At 42.0% G+C, this 17,273-nt stretch carries 16 protein-coding genes; 3 read left to right on the forward strand and 13 right to left on the reverse strand.

The window, feature by feature from the left end; all coding sequences use genetic code 11:
* Positions 1–41: 41 nt before the first annotated feature.
* Positions 42–377: a hypothetical protein gene (locus E4K68_RS04875; RefSeq protein ID WP_135377707.1), complete on the reverse strand. Its 336-nt coding sequence runs from the start codon at positions 375–377 to the stop codon at positions 42–44.
* Positions 378–437: 60 nt separating this feature from the next.
* Positions 438–938 (reverse strand): DNA-deoxyinosine glycosylase, encoded by a 501-nt coding sequence (locus E4K68_RS04880; RefSeq protein ID WP_243450280.1) that lies wholly within the window; start codon positions 936–938, stop codon positions 438–440.
* Positions 939–1,205: 267 nt separating this feature from the next.
* Between E4K68_RS04880 and E4K68_RS04885 the strand changes: the two genes are divergently transcribed.
* Positions 1,206–1,562, forward strand: coding sequence for a carboxymuconolactone decarboxylase family protein (locus E4K68_RS04885; protein ID WP_135377711.1), 357 nt, complete (start codon positions 1,206–1,208; stop codon positions 1,560–1,562).
* Positions 1,563–2,718: 1,156 nt separating this feature from the next.
* Here E4K68_RS04885 and E4K68_RS04890 read toward each other — a convergent pair.
* Positions 2,719–4,047, reverse strand: coding sequence for a glycosyl hydrolase family 18 protein (locus tag E4K68_RS04890; protein WP_135377713.1), 1,329 nt, complete (start codon positions 4,045–4,047; stop codon positions 2,719–2,721).
* Between the two features lie 307 nt (positions 4,048–4,354).
* On the opposite strand from E4K68_RS04890, the gene E4K68_RS04895 reads away from it, so the two are divergent.
* Entirely contained in the window at positions 4,355–5,968 is a 1,614-nt protein-coding gene (locus E4K68_RS04895) for an ATP-binding cassette domain-containing protein (RefSeq protein WP_135377715.1), read from the forward strand.
* Between the two features lie 242 nt (positions 5,969–6,210).
* The gene (locus tag E4K68_RS04900) at positions 6,211–6,519 is read left to right on the forward strand and encodes a zinc-ribbon domain containing protein (RefSeq protein ID WP_135377717.1); all 309 of its coding nucleotides are present in this window, start codon (positions 6,211–6,213) and stop codon (positions 6,517–6,519) included.
* A 184-nt stretch (positions 6,520–6,703) separates the two neighbouring features.
* Here E4K68_RS04900 and E4K68_RS21595 read toward each other — a convergent pair whose 3' ends face one another.
* The 10 genes from E4K68_RS21595 to E4K68_RS04940 all read right to left on the reverse strand — a co-directional run bounded on the left by E4K68_RS21595 (position 6,704) and on the right by E4K68_RS04940 (position 17,181).
* On the reverse strand, positions 6,704–6,901 hold the full coding sequence (locus E4K68_RS21595) for a hypothetical protein (RefSeq protein ID WP_348982834.1): 198 nt from the start codon (positions 6,899–6,901) through the stop codon (positions 6,704–6,706).
* Positions 6,902–6,988: 87 nt separating this feature from the next.
* A complete protein-coding gene (locus E4K68_RS21600; RefSeq protein WP_348982840.1) occupies positions 6,989–7,096 on the reverse strand; it encodes a DUF2680 domain-containing protein in 108 nt (35 codons plus the stop codon).
* A complete protein-coding gene (locus E4K68_RS21605; RefSeq protein ID WP_348982835.1) occupies positions 7,078–7,227 on the reverse strand; it encodes a hypothetical protein in 150 nt (49 codons plus the stop codon). Before E4K68_RS21605 ends, E4K68_RS21600 begins: the two co-directional genes overlap by 19 nt.
* Positions 7,228–7,379: 152 nt before the next feature.
* Positions 7,380–9,461 carry a sigma 54-interacting transcriptional regulator gene (locus tag E4K68_RS04910; protein ID WP_135377719.1) on the reverse strand — a complete coding sequence of 694 codons (2,082 nt, stop codon included), beginning with the start codon at positions 9,459–9,461 and terminating at the stop codon, positions 7,380–7,382.
* Between the two features lie 679 nt (positions 9,462–10,140).
* Complete coding sequence (locus tag E4K68_RS04915; protein ID WP_135377721.1) at positions 10,141–10,878, reverse strand: ABC transporter ATP-binding protein; 738 nt, start codon at positions 10,876–10,878, stop codon at positions 10,141–10,143.
* A 15-nt stretch (positions 10,879–10,893) separates the two neighbouring features.
* Positions 10,894–11,676 carry an ABC transporter ATP-binding protein gene (locus tag E4K68_RS04920; protein ID WP_135377723.1) on the reverse strand — a complete coding sequence of 261 codons (783 nt, stop codon included), beginning with the start codon at positions 11,674–11,676 and terminating at the stop codon, positions 10,894–10,896.
* 2 nt (positions 11,677–11,678) lie between these two features.
* Positions 11,679–12,647, reverse strand: a complete 969-nt coding sequence (locus E4K68_RS04925; protein ID WP_135377725.1) for a branched-chain amino acid ABC transporter permease — start codon at positions 12,645–12,647, stop codon at positions 11,679–11,681.
* Positions 12,648–12,661: 14 nt separating this feature from the next.
* A complete protein-coding gene (locus E4K68_RS04930) occupies positions 12,662–13,540 on the reverse strand; it encodes a branched-chain amino acid ABC transporter permease (protein WP_135377727.1) in 879 nt (292 codons plus the stop codon).
* Positions 13,541–13,681: 141 nt separating this feature from the next.
* Positions 13,682–14,878, reverse strand: a complete 1,197-nt coding sequence (locus E4K68_RS04935) for an ABC transporter substrate-binding protein (protein ID WP_135377729.1) — start codon at positions 14,876–14,878, stop codon at positions 13,682–13,684.
* Positions 14,879–15,006: 128 nt separating this feature from the next.
* Positions 15,007–17,181, reverse strand: a complete 2,175-nt coding sequence (locus E4K68_RS04940; protein ID WP_135377731.1) for a DNA topoisomerase III — start codon at positions 17,179–17,181, stop codon at positions 15,007–15,009.
* Positions 17,182–17,273 lie beyond the last annotated feature (92 nt).

Raw genomic sequence — 17,273 nt, forward strand, 5'->3', positions numbered from 1 at the left:
ACGGAAGAGGCGTGCCTCTTCCGTTTTCTTGTACTTTACTTTCACGAAAAATTCGAGATTTGCAATAAGGTAATAATCGTTAACCCTAGTATAAATACGGCGACAACAAGAGATGAATACGCCATAACTCTTTTTTGCTTATGGCTATTTTTTAAGCCTTGAATGCCATTAGCAGTCAGCAGTATACTTAGTAACATTTGGTTAGCCAAGTTTAATTGAATCTTTTGTAAACCCGTGGTGCTACCAAAAAGAACAAACGATGACAAGATCACTACCGCGACAACAATGACTAATTTAAACATATTTATGGGCTTAAAGATTTTATTCCTAGTATTTTTTGTGCTTCCCTTAACTTTCTTATCTTTCTTATCTTTCATCTCTTTCCTCCATCCTTCATCCTTCATCCTTCATCCAAAGTAATCCAGCGACCATTTAGTTTAACAGTCAGCGACCCTATCTAAGAAATCTCCGATAACACCCCACTCCCTGAGCTTTTCTACATATCTTTTGGTATTGGCAGGACTAGAAGATGTAAGCCTCTGAAACGTTAAATTCGGTATTGCTCCAAATCCGATCCGTTTTTTGTAGGTTTCGTACGCTTTACCACCATTAAACATAACTATTTTTATGCCGGGATAGGCCTTAAACAGACCACTAAAGTCATTTACTTTCTCTTCCCGAATGTTTGAATCCAGACTACCTTCTCTATAGCAATTTTCGATAACATCCCATAGGGCAATTTGCTTACCTTTGATAAATGACACCCGCTCTTCGTATGCCTCGCAGGGTTCCAAGTCAAATAGGGAATAAATTAACTTCCAGAATTGATTTCTGGGATTCGCATAATATTGTTGTAATCTCAGGGATTCTATCCCCGGCATTGACCCCAGGATTAAAACACGTGAACGTTCATCTACAATGGGTTGAAATGAACTCACCCTACTCAACTTGTTCCCCCTCTTTTTAGTTCAACTTCAGTTTTTAGTACTTTCATCTCTACTCCTTCATTTAATGATATGACTGTGTTGTTCACGCTTCCTATCATTATACCCCAAACTTTAGTTAGATTTGAAACTTCTGGATTTCAATATTTTATGATGAATTCCCTAATTTTAATTTTTACGTTTGGTTAGCTGGGCTGAATAACAGCCTATCAATTGGAGAATAATGTATAAAGTGCAATATGTAAAAAGGAGCTTACTCGAATGGATGATTATTTTGATAATCTTGACAGTACTGAAATTAACTTAAAGTATTTTACAGAACACCATGGGAATATTTATGACGCCTACGAAAAATACGGCCAGTTAGTCCATAAGGATGGTGGCCCTTTGGATGAAAAGACCTGCTGGTTGATCAAAGTAGCACTGTCTACTGAGTGCCAATACCCGAGAGCTTTAAGAACGCACATATTAAAAGCCTTAAAATGTGGTTGTACTCAGGAGGAAATCGAACACGCCATTCTTCTAGTAGCTCCCAGTGCAGGATTCCCCAGAACTATGGCTGGAATTCTGATTATGAGAAGTGTTTTGGGGGAAGCAGAAGATAGCTCAGTTCATTAATTTGCCTTTATAATCGACCACGCTCTCTCGAACTTCTAGACGTTTGAAAATCTAAAAACATACTCACTCCCCTAACATCAGCATACTGCAAGCGACATTAAACTGAACCCTCTGCCTTAAAGACTAAGGGGTTCCATTTTGGAGTTGAAAACGTAAATTCGCAGGGGAAATAGCAAATTTTCAGCATATTATTCGCATATAAAATCGCAAGATTTTAGCAGAAAAATAGCCACGATTTTGTGTTAACAAATCGTGGCTATTTACATTTCGAGTGGGTTAAACCCCTTATGTCGCTTAATAAGAATATTGTGCATTAAGTTTACTGTAGATTATGCTTATTATCTACAGAAGGATGACAGATACCAGAGCCTAATAATTTGATTATAATCCGTCCTCTGGTTTCTCGCTTCTTTCATCTGAGTATAAACAATGTTCGCCTGCTGAAGCGGGTGAAGCGTTCCTCTGTCATTTATTCCTTTTCTTCAAAGCTACGTAAAACGCAACTGCAACACATATAGCAATCGCTACAAGAGCTCCAATCATTTCATCGACTCCTCTAACATAATATACTTAAGTTCGTCTATTCTACAATAACGCAATAACCATATTATACCTCATCTACTTGAGATAAAGAATATCATTCCAATCATAAACCTTATCATCGATTCCGAGCCTCATTCGAGGGTTGATAACTTTCTTGGATTAACCTCTTTTCAGTAAAATTTCAGCACTTTATTAGCAGGCGAAATAACAGATGTTCAGCGTTATTTTAGCAAAAGAAATAATTATTTCTTTTGCTAAGGAAGTGCTAAAAAACTGCTAATTTTATGCTATTTTTAAAATGCCTCCTTGCTACAGGCGGGATAAAGCAAAATCAGCAGATGTTAAAAATCTGCTGATTTCGTGCTGAAACCTATGCTATTTTTGATTTTCAACTCCAAAATGGAACCCCTTACCTTAAAGACTAAGGGTTCAGTTTTTGGAGTCAAAGAGCGAAATCACACTGAAAACAGAAGGTCTTTAACGGTGGTCACGAATTATTATGTAGTTAACTCTCATTTAAAAATGAGAACCAGAGAATTATCTGATTCTCATTTTATTAGTCTAAGCCTTTCAGCTTGACTGGTCTTTATTTAACCTTCGATTTTGGAACTGCTTAGTATCTAACTGACACCTGACTAGTTGATGAATTTCCTGCTGCATCATAAGCAATGGCGCTCATGGTATGAGTTTGGTTCGTTTTTTTAACTTGATAATACACCGAATAGGGTGAAGAGGTATCTGTACCTACAAGTTTACTATCATAATAGAATTGGACCTTAGTCACTCCAACATTATCTTGGGCACTTGCCTTCATAGTGCTGCCCTTTTTATCGATGGTATAAGATAAGCTCACTGTTGGCGAAGTCAAATCTACAACTGGCGCAGGTGAAGGCGTGGTAACGGCTAATGCGAACTTAGTGCGGATTGCGGGATAAATATTGCTGTCTTCACCACCGAGCCGCCAAATTGAAATGCCGTTAATATTATATTTATTAACAAGGTCTAATAATGTATTTACAGATGTAGAGTCTTCAAACCAAACGGTGTGGCTGATACCGTTTACAGTATAGGAATAATGAGGCCCATTTTGCGCGTCGTCTGTAATTTGTGCGCCGTAAGTGTTTGCGGTGTTGATCGCTTGACTGTAGGTCACACCCTTGCCAGATGTACCTACCCAATCATAACCGTAGTCAGGTACGCCGAGTTCAATTTTACTTGGTGGGATAGCCGTGATTGCATAGAGCAGAACGTTATTTACCCAACTGTAAGGAGCAATTGAGCCTGCAATAGAACCAGACCAAGAATAATCGTAAGCCATAATTCTCATTTTATCTACGGCTTGTCCCAGAGCAACGTAATCGTATGCCGTATAAGATGTCGATATTGTCTTAGCGGGAACACAAAGCATAAGAGTTTTGCCGTTAGCGTGAAGTTGAGTTCCTAAATTCTGCACAAATGAAGTAAATGCGGAGTGATCTGTTGATGAGATGTTTTCGTAGTCAATTTCAATCCCAGAGTAACCCATGGAAACCACTTTATTCACAATGTTAGTGATATGAGATTGGACAACAGCGGGACTGTTGATAATGGTTGATACTGTAGTGCCGTTATATTCGTTGCTGATAAGCGGAGTTAAAGTTCTTCCGTTAGTTTGAGCAAAAGAAATCAAAGTACTATTTTCAGAATTGGTTAGGGCTGTAAGAGTTCCTGTGCTTGTAACGTCATACCAGAAAGGAGTCATTTCATTAAATGTATCAAGATTATTTTGCACAACGCTTAATGCCTGGGCTTGGTCCCAATAGGGAATCCAACCGCTGACCGAACGGTTTAGATTAAACGTGGTGCTTGCGAAAGCGGAAGCCGGTGAGCTGATGGTTAGAAGTACGAAACATAGTGCGATACCGACGAAGCGTTTGATTAGTGGATTGATTGTTTTAAACATGACACCGCTCCTTTTTAAAAAATTCACAAACAGAAAGTGTTAAATATGTGCTGCTTGTTACTTAATATTAACAATAAGGGTAACGGGGTTCAATCTCCTTAAGGAAGGAAAATTGTAGAATAAAAAATAAGGTTTTCTTAATGTTCATTGAGAGTAGGAAATGTGAAAGAAACCAATTTTCCTGCCCTATTTCAAGAAATTACTTCATTGTCGCATCACCTACATCCAATTATCTATACCTTCTGGTAATAAAATGGTATAATATATACTTGAGTTTAAATAAATTTATGATAAAGGAACGATTTGAATGATTAGTACCAGTGGGGTAACCTTAAGATTCGGTAAGCGAGCCTTATTTGAAGATGTCAATGTGAAATTCCTTCCGGGAAACTGTTACGGATTAATTGGGGCCAATGGTGCAGGAAAATCAACGTTTTTGAAAATACTTTCTGGTGAAATAGACTCTGCCAGTGGGGATGTCATCCTAACACCTGGTGAACGAATTGGCGTTTTAAAACAAGATCACTTTGAATTTGAAGAGTCTGAAGTACTCAAAACAGTTATGATGGGGCACTCGAGACTATTTGAAATAATGGAAGAAAAAGATGCACTCTATGCAAAACCGGACTTTTCTGAAGAGGACGGAATCAAGGCGTCCATCTTAGAAGGCGATTTTGCTGAACTCAACGGTTGGCAAGCTGAGGCTGAAGCTTCTGAATTATTAATGGGTTTAGGGATTGGCAAAGATCTTCAGAGTAGCAGAATGAAGGACCTAAGTGGAAACGAAAAAGTACGCGTGTTACTCGCTCAAGCCCTATTTGGTAATCCAAATATCCTGCTACTCGACGAACCAACCAATCATCTAGATTTACATTCGATCGCTTGGTTGGAAAACTTCCTATATAATTATGAAAATACCGTCATTGTCGTCTCCCATGACCGGCATTTTTTAAACAAAGTGTGCACCCATATTGCTGATATCGATTTTGGTAAGATCCAACTTTACGTCGGTAATTATGATTTTTGGTATGAATCGAGTCAACTGGCTCTAAGGTTAATGAGAGAATCTAATAAGAAAAAAGAAGATAAAATCGAGGAACTACAGAAGTTCATCCAACGGTTCAGCTCTAACGCGTCTAAAGCCAAGCAAGCGACTTCCCGCAAGAAACAACTCGATAAGTTGACCCTAGAAGATATAAAACCATCCTCTCGTAAGTATCCTTATATTGCTTTCACTCCAGATAGAGAAGCTGGCAACAATATTCTGAGTGTAAAGGACTTAACCGTCACTGTTTCAGGTGAAAAGGTGCTCGATAACATTTCGTTTATCGTTAATAAAGGAGATAAAATTGCGTTTGTTGGTCCAAATGGTAATGCTAAGACAACCTTATTTAAAGTTCTCATGGGGGAAATTGTTCCCGATAGCGGAGAATTTAACTGGGGAATTACTACCACACAAGCCTATCTCCCCTTAGATAACTCCTCCTACTTCGAAACTGATCTAAATCTTGTGGACTGGCTACGACAATTTTCTAAAGACCCTGATGAATCCTTCGTTCGAGGATTTCTAGGAAGAATGCTTTTCTCTGGGGACGAATCCTTGAAACAAGCAAGCGTTCTATCTGGGGGAGAAAAGGTGCGCTGCATGCTTTCCAGGATGATGCTCAGCGGTGCAAACGTACAATTGTTAGATGAACCCACTAATCACCTTGATATGGAATCAATCACCGCTCTCAATAATTCTCTGACAAACCTTGATGGAAATATTTTGTTTGTATCCCAGGACCACCAGTTTGTCCAAACCATTGCTAACCGAATCATTGAATTCACCCCCAAAGGATTACTCGATCGGCGAATGACATTCGATGAATATTTAGAAAATGAGGATGTAAAAGCATTGTTAGAAACGATGTATAGTTAAATTAATTTACCGGACTGTGAGAATCATTGTGTTTCATTTGAAAAATATACGCCTACTATGAAAAGAAATTTTGTATTTGATGATAAATATTTGACATATATCTATTTTTTGGTTATACTAATGGAAGCTCGTTAATATTAATGGATTTACGCAAACCTTCTCTATTGCCTACGGCTCTGGGAAGAGGCTGATGAACTTACCATGTAGCGGGTAATACAAACAATAGTGGAGGTTTTTTTTAAATGTTCAATGACAAGATTTTAAATTGCAAAGACTGTGGCCGAGATTTCGAATTTTCTGCTTCTGAACAAGAGTTCTACGCAGAAAAAGGATTCACCAATGAGCCTGGTCGTTGCCCAGAGTGCCGTGCAGCAAAGAAAGCACAAAACAGAAACAATGATGGTGGCGGATATTCGCGTCAACAACGTGAAATGTTCCCTGCAATCTGCGCTACTTGCGGGAAAGAAACAACCGTTCCTTTCCAACCATCGGGTGACAAGCCTGTTTATTGTCGCGAGTGCTACCAACCACGTTCACGCAACAATTGGTAAATCGTTAATCACAGAAACCTCCATTGGCCTAATGGTCAATGGAGGTTTCTTCTTTATCTTGGTATTCTTATAGAATACCAAGAACTTCGCGTTCGAATCCGAGGTCAGGCAAAGGGCCCAAGAAAATTCTTTCTTGGGCCCTTTGCCTGACCTTGTTTAAGTATACTAGATTCTTCGGGGATGATTAATTTACTGTGGAGTTACTTGCTGTAGGTGTGGTCGAGGTCGACGGTGCTGCAGATCCACGCCAAACATGGCCTCCGTGGCCACCACGCATGCCGCCCATACCCGGTACAAAGGTACCCGCCTTCATCGCTTCTTGCTGAACTTTTAACTGAGCTTGGGCTGCATCGCTCCAAGTCTTGATCTGTTCGTCAGTCATGAGCTGACCTTTTTCAATCTCTGAACCACCAAACATCTCTTTAGCTTTGGCTTTACCCATACCGAAAACCTGACCGTTTGCAGGAGCTTAATCGCTGGATTGCTGGCGCTGATCAATTGCGTTCTTCATCTTGTCCGCCTGTTGTTGGGTTATAAGTCCAGCCTCTACTTCCTTGTCTACAATTTGCTTGTGAATTCCAAAAACATCTGCTGGGTTAAGGTCTTGATCTCATCGAGCTTTGCTGAGTCTGTGGCGCCAAAAGCTGCCGTTACTCCCCCGACCAACAAAACGGCACTTAGCATACCTGCGGCAAGTTTCTTTTTCATGCGATTCCTCCTTCGTAAAATGTTCCGATTAAACCTGCATCTTTGATCAGTACACCTTAATGATACCCTCCACTTATGTTCAAATTGCGAAATACAATTTAAGAAGTAGTGCTATTTCAGTAAAGGAAATACCAATACTCACTGTTTAGAAATTACTTAAGATCATATCGTCGCATTTTTTCATAGAGCCAGGAACGAGAAATCCCTAAGAGTCGGGCAACCTCCGATTTATTGCCGTTCATCTTGATCAAAGCCTTTTCCATTGTTTCGCGGTCCAAATGATCATGAGCATTCTCCAGGTTCCATCCCTTCGTCGATGATAACGCAACTTCCATCTTATCCTCCCTAAGGTAAAAGGGCAAATCCTCCAGCTCTAGCATTTTCCCAGATGCAAAATTCACTGCCCGTTCAATCACATTTTTTAATTCTCGTACATTCCCCGGCCAACTGTGATCGAAGAGGATCTTTTGCACTTCAATAGAAACGCCACTAATCTGTTTGCCAAAATCCAGATTAAGCCGTTCTAGAAAGACTTGAATGAGGGGTATAATGTCTTCCGATCGATCGCGCAGAGGGATAAGGTGTAAATTGATCACATTTAGACGGTAATAAAGGTCACTTCGGAATTCACCGTTCTCCACCTTTTGAATAAGTTCTTTGTTAGTGGCGGCAATGATTCGCACATCGACTTTTACAGACTCGTTACTCCCTACTGGCTCAAAACTCCTCTCCTCGATCACTCTTAGGAGCTTACTCTGCAAATTCATGGACATATCTCCTATTTCATCCAGAAAAAGTGTTCCCTCATCTGCAACAGTAAATTTACCAGCTCTACCTCCTTTTTGTGCACCAGTAAAGGCCCCGCTTGCATATCCAAAAAATTCCGATTCCAGAAGGTTTTCTGGAACTGCTGCGCAGTTAACCTTGATATAGGGACCTTTTCGTCGAGGGCTCGCCTGATGAATAGCCTCCGCAAAAAGTTCTTTGCCCGTGCCACTCTCCCCCGTCAACATGATCGAAGAACTCCCCCGTGCGGCCATCTCAGCTTCTTGCTTTAAACGTCGCATATCTGGACTTACTGTAACTATCTGGTTGAAAGTGACCGCTATTCGGCTAGTTCCTACTTTTTCCTTGTAAAATTCATAGTCACTATCCATCTGAGCCAACCTTTCAGATACCTCTTTCGTCTCTTCCAATTTCTGATAAACGATCTTTTTCACCGCCCCGATAATCTTTCCCTTGCGCACGATAGGCAAGCGGGAAACGATGCAAACCCTACCGTTAATGACCTGAATTTCATTAGTTTCTGCCATTCCAGTCTTCAAGGTCCTAGGAAGGCGAGTGTCCTCGATTATCTGATCCACAGGCCGGTGCAGAAGCTCCTTCTCCCTTTTGCCAAATAACAGGCATGCTGCCTCATTGACGAGAGTAATTTTGCTCTGGTCGTCCACGACAAGGATCACTTCATAGGCATTGTTAATGACAGTTTGTAATGTCTCGTACAAACGTTTGGTAGCATCAAGCTCCAATGCTACCTGGTGAAAATCAGTCAAAGCCTGAAAGACAATTACGGCTCCCTTCGTTTCTCCCACTGGATTGATATTACAGAGTACCGTCACCTGGTTTATTTGCATTTGCATTTGCACCCCAACCATATGCTGTGACCGTTTGAGTACTGCGTTTAAATCTATGGTTGGAAACACGCTTCCAAATAAGCATCCTATAATCGTCTTTTGCTTTAGATCGAGAATTTTCTCACCCGCAGGATTGATTTGCTGAATGCAGTTATTTCGATCCACAACAATGATTCCATTCGGCATAGCCTGATATACGGCGTTGAGTTCGACCGCTAATTGTTCCGCTTTGCGGAACAAAGCCATGATCATATCTTCCTTGGTAAAAAGTCCAAGCACTTTCCCAACTTTGTCTACTACCACGCCCATTCCCACCGAGCACAGCCTCGCACGTTGTTCTACATCCCTGTAGTGGGTATCTATTTCCACTGTTACTACTTGGCGATTGATATGTCTCAGGAGTGGTTCTGACGCTTCAGCCCCAGCCAAAAATGCATCCAATACATTAACTTTGGTCAAGATTCCGATCAGAAAACCATCTTCATCCACCACAGGCAAGGCATCCATTTTGGCCTGGCGTAAAAGTACTACTCCCTGGATAAGTTGATCTTCAGCGTGAAGAAAAGGAACATCCCTGGTCATCATTTCATTCATCAGCATCCAAGCTCACCTCACCCTCGTACTGTTAATACAAATGATAATTTTTCTGCGCTCCCCTTCAACAAAGGGCTCCTCTGGTATTATTCTCTCCATACACTTCTAATTCCTTTCACTTTCAAACTATTCATAATAGAAAGATACTTAGGTCTTTTAATTACAAAAGCGCTAAGTATCTTTGACAAACTATTTCAGTATAATTAGAGTTTTAGTGTTTGTTATTGTCCTGAATGACGGACAGTTGGCAACACAATGGACACTTTTCGCTTCAATTTCGTCGAGAAAAAATATAAATCCGCTGTACACTTGGAACAAAAATACCCTACCGATAACTTCTTGACCCATTTCCATCCTGTACTGGAGCCAAAGTTTACAAAAATATCTGATCAAAAATGCCAATTTAGCCCAGCAACAAGAACTGTTCTAATTCTGGCACAACTATTGCAATATTCTGAATATGATTTCACCTTTTAACGCATGTCCACCTTCAACGAATCACGTGTATTGCCCAAACATTCAAGAGCATTTATTCTTGTATATTGAATTTCCTAGGCAGAGTTCAATATACCTCCTCATATTTTCACCTATTGTAACTACAATAGGTGATTTTTTTACGGCTAGGCACTGTGAAAAAACCCCCTTGCATAAACGCAGGGGGGCAAATACTCATTGTCTAAAAAAGCTATTCTCCGAGATAGGATTTTCGGATCGCTTCATTTTGAGCTAATTCTTGTGCGAGTCCTTCCAGAACGATTGCCCCAGTCTCTAAGACATAGGCTCGGTTGGAAATTTCCAAGGCTAAATGAGCATTCTGCTCTACCAGTAGAATCGTCGTTCCAGACACATTAATATCTTCAATGATGTGAAAGATCTCCTCCACGAGCATCGGAGCCAAGCCCATGCTAGGTTCATCCAGAATAAGAAGGTCAGGGCGAGCCATTAAAGCCCTCCCCATGGCCAACATTTGCTGTTCCCCACCAGACAAGGTCCCTGCCATCTGCTTGATTCTCTCCTTCAGTCTGGGAAAATGATGGAACACTCGATCGAAGTCCTCCTGGCCTAGTTTGCCCTTTCGGATATGCGCTCCCATTAGAAGGTTCTCATAAACAGACATCTCAGGAAACACATGGCGCCCCTCTGGTACATGGGATAAACCCATCTCGACAATTTTGTGTGGGAGCATGCCTTCGAATTTTTTGCTCCCCGCTTGGATACCGTGAATATATTTATCTTTAAACGTTACCTTACTATCTTTGTTGGACGGTTTTAAAAGCCCTGAAATTGTACGAAGGGTGGTGCTTTTTCCTGCTCCATTTGCACCGATTAAGGCGACGATCTCCCCTGTCTTCACTTCCAAGGAAATCCCGTGCAAGGCCTTAATTGAGCCATAGCTTACATCGACATTTTCTAACTTCAACATGTCTTGGTCTCCTTCCTAGCGCCGGATTCTACTTTTAAATTGACCGGAGCCCAAGTATGCTTCGACAACGGCTTTGTTACCACGCACCTCTATCGGTGTCCCTTCAGCAATCTTTTTGCCATAATCGAGCACGGCAATTCTTTCAGAAATACCCATAACCAATTTCATATCGTGTTCCACCAGGAATACCGTGACTCCTGTATCACGGATCCTGCGGATCATTTGCATTAATACCACTTTTTCCTGAGGATTCATCCCTGCGGCAGGCTCGTCTAAAAGAAGTATCTTGGGCGTAGACACTAAGGCTCTCGCGATTTCCAAACGCCGCTGTTCCCCATAAGAAAGATTTCTCGCCTTTTCTTCCCATTTTGCTTTCAAGTCTAAAAATCTTAAGGCTTCCATGGACTTTTCTGTTAAATCTGCCTCTTCTTTTTTCATACCCGGCAAGCGAGTGAAGGCTTGAAGTAACCCGGCTTTCCCTAGGCAATGCGCGCCGATCTTCACATTGTCCAAGACTGAGAGTTCATTAAACAAACGAATGGTTTGGAACGTCCTGGTAATCCCCATTTCCGCAATTTTGTGGGTAGGAATGCTACCTAATGGTTTTCCAGCAAACGAAATCGCACCCTGGGTTGGTTTGTAAATACCCGTAATCAGGTTAAAGACCGTACTTTTACCCGCTCCATTAGGTCCAATAAGCGCTAGGATTTCCCCCTGATTTATTTCCAGATTTAAGGTATCCACCGCAGTTAGACCGCCGAAGCGAATAGTCACATCGTCTAGTGTTAATAAGCTCACCCTTATTCCCCCCGTCCGGTCTGTTTTTTCCTAGGCAACATCATTGCCCGTCGAACGGCTTGCTTCAAGTTTACTCCGCCCATTAAACCATAAGGACGAAAGATCATGATTACAACAAGCAGTAAACCGTAAACCATCATCCTGTAATTGGATAGGGATCGCAGGGCTTCAGGAGCTGCAGTAAGGACTATCGCGCCAATGATGGTTCCTGGAATGCTCCCCAACCCACCGAGAACGACAATACTTAAAATATCGACCGACTTAAGAAAGCCAAAATCCGTTGGTTGAATAAAGGTGGTGGTATGCGCAAACAGCGCTCCACCCACCCCAGCACAAAAAGCACCTATTGCAAAGGCCTGAATTTTGTAAAGAGTGGTGTTAATTCCTATTGCTGAGGAAGCAACCTCATCTTCTCGAACCGCAAGCATTGCCCTTCCATTCCGGGAATCTTCCAACCATACCATCGCAAATATTGTCAGAACCGCAATCGTCATAACGATCGGAAATGTCGTAGATCCATTAATCCCCAAGAAACCTATGGCGCCATTCGTTATTTTCATATTAGTAAATTGGACCCGAACAATTTCGGCAAAACCAAGCGTGGCAATGGCCAGATAATCCCCGGTAAGACGTAAAGTTGGAAATCCAATGATTAGTCCAAATAGACCCGCAATAACTCCACCAATTAACACCCCTAGTAAAAAGGGCACGTGATAGTTTACTGTAGCAATTGCCGAGGAATAAGCTCCGATACTCATAAACGCTGCATGACCTAAAGATAGTTGGCCAGTAACCCCTGTAATAAGGTTCAAACCTAGAGCCATGATCAGATTAATCCCTATGAACAAACCTATGTTCAAAAGATACGGGGATGAGACATTATTGATAATTTCCGATATGAACGCAGTCAAGCCGAGTGCCATGAGGAACAGCAGAGCCTGAGCGAACCAATTATTGAATAATCTCTTCATGGCTATTCCTCTCCTTACACCTTCTTATTTGCTTTGCGCCCAAGGATTCCCGAGGGTTTGAACAAGAGCACTACTATAAGGATGGCAAAGGCAAAGGCATCCTTGTACTCAGATAAATTAACCGTTACACCCAGTATTTCAGTCAAACCAATTACCATTCCGCCAATCATGGCACCGGGAATACTTCCAATTCCCCCGAGCACTGCTGCCGCAAACGCTTTGAGACCGGCCATGAGTCCCATGTAAGGCTGAACCGCGTTAAAATAAATGCCAGATAATACACCAGCGGCTCCAGCTAAGCCGGAACCTATAGCGAAGGTAATAGCAACCACTCTGTCGATATTGACTCCCATAAGGCTTGCCGCATCCTGGTCCTGAGAAGTAGCGCGCATAGCCCGGCCGGTTTTAGTATAGGCTACAAAAAGTTGTAGGCCGAGCATCAAGAGGGCGGCAACTCCAATGATGACAATCTGATAAATTGTAATCTGAAAACTACCCACTACAAAAATTTTGTTTTCGAAGAGTTTGGGAAAACCTCTCGTATTGGGTCCCTTAAGTCGAACCATTAAAGAAGACAAAAAGATAGAAACCCCAATCGCACTAATCAGTGCAGAAAGGCGGGATGAGCGACGCAACGGTTTGTAGGCAACACGCTCAATAATCACTCCAAGCACCATGGTAAGAAGCATCGCGCCTAACAATGCCATGTAAACATTGACAGAATTATAGGATGCAAGAACAAGGCCTGCAAACGCGCCAAACATATATATTTCCCCATAAGCGAAATTGATCATGCCAATAATACCATATACCATGGTATATCCTAAGGCTATAAGTGCATAAATGCTGCCAAGGGCGAGCCCGTTGATCAGTTGCTGCATTAAATTGTTCATATTGGCCCCCTCCTTAAAACTCAGCAAAGTAAAATTGTAATGACCTAGAATTACTTTGAATGCTTTAGTAGCAGCACTAGTCACGGAGGCCAGTGCTGCTACTGATTTAGGATAATAGAACTCAGAAGCCTCTATGACGGATTACTTAACTTCTACAGGGACCTTTTTCAAAAGCGAGAATTTGCCACCTTTGACTTCAAGTAAATACACTGGGCTTTTAATCGGTTCACGAGAAGCCTGGAACGTGATGGTGCCTGATACACCCTCGTAATTTTTGGTCTTAGCCAAAGAATCCTTAAACTTTTCTGGATCTGCACTATTTGCATCCTTGATCGCTTGAGCAATCAGCATCAAGGCGTCATAGCCTTGGGCTGAAAATAGATCAGGTACTTCATTCTTGTAGCTTGCTTTAAAAGCGTTAATGAATTTCTCGGTATTCGCGGTTGGCTGTTCAGGAGAGAACCCAGCATAGGAGATAGAGCCTTCCACTGCTTGTCCACCGATTTTCATTAAATCGTCCCCTTGTAGGCCATCTCCTCCGACCATTATCGCCTTGATTCCCACTTCGCGGGCTTTCTTCATGAGCAAGGCCCCCTCAGTATAATAACCAGAGAATACGATAACATCGGGATTTACAGCTTTAATCTTAGTAATCTGACCGCTGAAGTCTGTGTCTTTGTCCTGGATGAATTCTTCAATTGCAATGTTACCACCATTGGCCTTAATTGCATCGGTAAAAATTTTAGTCAGAGCGACACTGTAATCATTGTTCTTGGAAGTAATCAGGGCAACATTTTTCCAGCCTTTGTCCTGAATAATGTACTTCATTGTTGCTGGAGCTGCAATGGTATCCAACAGAGTATCTCTGAAAATATAAGGTCCTATTTCCACCACATTAGTCCCTGTAGCACCTGCTGAAAGGATCACTGTCTTTTTGCTATTGGCGATTTGACCCGCCACACGGGTAATTCCAGTGGTTGGATCTCCAATAATCGCTACAACCTTATCTTGACTAATCATTTTGTTCGTGATGTTGATTGCCTGATCCTTCTGCCCTGCATTGTCCTCTTCCACTAGTTTCACCTGGCGTCCAAGAACCCCACCATTTTTGTTGAGTTCCTCAATGGCCATGTTCAGACCCTTTAAAGTGTTGAGTCCGTACATCGCAACATCCCCAGTCTTAGCGCCCAGGAAACCAATTTTAATGGGTTCTTTACTGTCCGCGGGAGTTGTACTGTTTCCTGTTTGACTCTTGCTTCCAGCACAGCCGCTCACTACGAGTAGCGCGACCATCAGAAAACTTAGGGCGACAATGGCTTTACTCTTTCTGTGAAACATCTCTCTTCCTCCTCATTTTTTTACACATATAAATGTATTTTAACATAAATATTAATAGCTGTACCAGTACAATTACATGTATAAAGTATTCCTATATTTTTCAGAGTTTTTCAGAAGAGAGTAGAGTCCTATTTCTTTAATTTTGCCAACGCATCCGCCAAGGCCGTATTCATCAGCACTGCATCATTTTGATTTCTAAGAAACGATCCTACTTCCTTCTTATTAATAGTTCCCTTTTCGCTTTCCCTGCGTTTCGTAAATGTGGATAGTTTCTCTCGATGCCCGCAGACACAAGTGAACAGTTTATTTTCCCCATCACCCTTAAGCTCCATCTTTTTATGGCATTCAGGACACCGCGCGTTTGACGTTTGCGAAATACCCTTTCGATACCCACATTCCCGGTCCTGGCAGACATACATTTCTCCTTTTTTACCTTTGACTTGCAGCAAAAACTTGCCACATTCAGGACACTTTGTTCTCGTCATGTTATCATGTTTGAAGGTTTGAGCACTGCCAACCACCGTAGACACAAGTTGGGTGGCGTACCGTCTCATACTCATCAAAAACGCTTGACTGTTTGCCCGACCTTTACTAATCTCCGTCAATTGTTGCTCCCACTTAGCGGTGAGTTCTGGTGATTTAAGTTCAGGAGGGACTAAACCAATGAGCTGAATCCCCTTAGACGTAGGGATGATTTCTTTGCCTTGTCGATTCATATAGAAGGAATTAAAAAGTTTCTCAATAATTTCCGCACGTGTTGCCGGGGTTCCCAGTCCATGACTTTGATCCATCGCTTCCCGAAGTTTCTGGTCTTCGATTAACTTTCCGGGGTGTTCCATAGCGGACAACAACGTGGCCTCAGTATGCCTTGAAGGTGGTTTGGTTTTGCCCATGCCTAACTTAACAGATAGGTTTCGAAGAATCTCGTTCTTACGAAGTTCCGGGAGAGTCTGCTCTACTTCCCTATCCTCTGCCTCATCGCCTAGGTTACCCTGTCCTTCGTAGACCTTGCGCCATCCTTTAAGCTTCACCACTTTACCTTTAGCCGTGAAGATTTCTCCTTTGATAAGGACCTTAACCATCGTTTGCTCATACTCAAATGCTGGGGAAAGGACGGCAAGAAACCGCTTAACGATCAAATCATAAATTTTCAATTCCTCTGAGCTAAGCCTGGACAAAGTGGGAGGTTGTTCTGTTGGGATAATGGCATGATGATCTGAAACTTTGGAACTATCAACAAACCGTTTTGTGATAATGAGTTTATTCCTCAAGATACTACGTGCCAAATCGACATAAGGTCCGAGAGCAACACTTTTTAAACGTTCCGGCAAGGTCGGAACGATATCTTCGCTAATATGACGTGAATCTGTTCTTGGATAAGTTACCAACTTGTGATTTTCGTAAAGCTGTTGCATGACCGAAGACGTCGTTTTGGCGGAGAATCCATATTTTCGGTTGGCATCGCGTTGTAGCTCGGTCAAATCGTAAGCCAGTGGTGGGAGTTCTTTCTTTGATTCTTTTTCGACTTCCAAGACTTCCCCCGTTTGTCCTGTCACTTTAGCCACCAGTTCGTCTGCTTTGTTTTTAACAAAAATTCTAGTTTGTCCACTTTTATCTTGCCAGTGGAGTGTCAATCCGTTTGCTAAGACGTTGATTGACCAATAGTCCTTGGGAACAAACTGCTTAATCTCATTTTCTCGTTCCACAACCATAGCCAGAGTGGGGGTTTGCACTCTCCCCGCCGAAAGTTGAGCATTATATTTGCACGTTAAGGCTCTGGTCACATTCAACCCGACTAACCAGTCTGCTTCTGCTCGACATTCTGCTGCAGCATACAAAGCTTCATAATCCCTGCCAGGCTTTAAATTGTTAAACCCTTCCTTGATTGCCCGTTCTGTTAATGAGGAAATCCACAATCGCTTAACGGGTTTTCGCCAACCCGCTTTTTTCATAATCCATCGTGCGACAAGTTCGCCTTCCCGCCCAGCGTCGGTCGCAATAATCAGATCGACAATCTCGGGACTTTTCATAAGACTTTTGACTACTCCAAATTGCTTCGAGGTTTCTTTCATGACTACTAAGTCCATCTGAGCAGGAAGCATCGGTAAATCTTCCAGCTTCCAAGTTTTATACTTATCATCATACAACTCTGGGTCCGCAAGCGTCACCAAATGACCTAGTGCCCAAGCCACAACGTAGTTAGAGCCAACGAAACACCCATTGCCCTTTTGATGACAATTGAGAATCTTCGCAACTTCACGACCCACCGACGGTTTTTCGGTCAATACTAATGTCTTTCCCATATCATACTTCCTATCTTTTGCTTTCTTGATTTCACAGCCAAACGCAACTATTGCTAGAGTACTTTAGCAAATTTGAATAAAATGAATGCAGG

It is taken from the genome of Desulfosporosinus sp. Sb-LF (genome assembly GCF_004766055.1).
Lineage (GTDB): Bacteria > Bacillota > Desulfitobacteriia > Desulfitobacteriales > Desulfitobacteriaceae > Desulfosporosinus.

Coding starts and splice junctions, on each gene's coding strand:
- E4K68_RS04895 (WP_135377715.1), top strand. CDS start 4,355: ATGATTAGTACCAGTGGGGTAACCTTAAGATTCGGTAAGCGAGCCTTA.
- E4K68_RS21605 (WP_348982835.1), bottom strand. CDS start 7,227: ATGAAAAAGAAACTTGCCGCAGGTATGCTAAGTGCCGTTTTGTTGGTC.
- E4K68_RS04935 (WP_135377729.1), bottom strand. CDS start 14,878: ATGTTTCACAGAAAGAGTAAAGCCATTGTCGCCCTAAGTTTTCTGATG.
- E4K68_RS04900 (WP_135377717.1), top strand. CDS start 6,211: ATGTTCAATGACAAGATTTTAAATTGCAAAGACTGTGGCCGAGATTTC.
- E4K68_RS04890 (WP_135377713.1), bottom strand. CDS start 4,047: ATGTTTAAAACAATCAATCCACTAATCAAACGCTTCGTCGGTATCGCA.
- E4K68_RS04885 (WP_135377711.1), top strand. CDS start 1,206: ATGGATGATTATTTTGATAATCTTGACAGTACTGAAATTAACTTAAAG.
- E4K68_RS04915 (WP_135377721.1), bottom strand. CDS start 10,878: ATGTTGAAGTTAGAAAATGTCGATGTAAGCTATGGCTCAATTAAGGCC.
- E4K68_RS04925 (WP_135377725.1), bottom strand. CDS start 12,647: ATGAAGAGATTATTCAATAATTGGTTCGCTCAGGCTCTGCTGTTCCTC.
- E4K68_RS04940 (WP_135377731.1), bottom strand. CDS start 17,181: ATGGGAAAGACATTAGTATTGACCGAAAAACCGTCGGTGGGTCGTGAA.
- E4K68_RS21595 (WP_348982834.1), bottom strand. CDS start 6,901: ATGACTGACGAACAGATCAAGACTTGGAGCGATGCAGCCCAAGCTCAG.
- E4K68_RS04875 (WP_135377707.1), bottom strand. CDS start 377: ATGAAAGATAAGAAAGATAAGAAAGTTAAGGGAAGCACAAAAAATACT.
- E4K68_RS04930 (WP_135377727.1), bottom strand. CDS start 13,540: ATGAACAATTTAATGCAGCAACTGATCAACGGGCTCGCCCTTGGCAGC.
- E4K68_RS04910 (WP_135377719.1), bottom strand. CDS start 9,461: ATGCTGATGAATGAAATGATGACCAGGGATGTTCCTTTTCTTCACGCT.